Genomic DNA, 497 nt, shown 5'->3' with positions numbered 1-497 from the left:
CTGGAAGACGCCTACATCCTTCTCCACGAGAAGAAGCTCTCCAACCTGCAGGCCATGCTGCCGATCCTCGAGGCTGTCGTGCAGACCTCGAAGCCGCTGGTCATCATATCGGAAGACGTCGAAGGCGAGGCCCTGGCCACGCTGGTCGTCAACAAGCTGCGTGGCGGCCTGAAGATCGCCGCCGTCAAGGCGCCGGGCTTCGGTGATCGCCGCAAGGCCATGCTGGAAGACATCGCCATTCTCACCGGTGGCCAGGTCATCTCCGAAGACCTCGGCATCAAGCTCGAGAATGTCGGCCTCAACATGCTCGGCCGCGCCAAGAAGGTGTCGATCTCCAAGGAGAACACCACCATCATCGACGGCGCCGGCAAAAAAGAAGAGATCCAGGGCCGCGTTGCCCAGATCAAGCAGCAGATCGAAGAGACCACCTCGGACTACGACAAGGAGAAGCTGCAGGAACGTCTCGCCAAGCTGGCGGGCGGCGTTGCCGTCATCCG

Annotated in this window: 1 protein-coding gene; it reads left to right on the top strand. The window is 61.6% G+C overall.

What is annotated here, in order from left to right; genetic code table 11:
- A partial coding sequence (locus tag AC0L2Y_RS34590) for a TCP-1/cpn60 chaperonin family protein (RefSeq protein WP_473562337.1) occupies positions 1–497 on the top strand: 497 nt, incomplete at both ends.

Source organism: Mesorhizobium sp. WSM4830 (genome assembly GCF_055811495.1).
The sequence above is the reverse complement of the archived record's forward strand: the minus strand, read 5'-3'. Positions and strand labels throughout refer to the sequence as shown.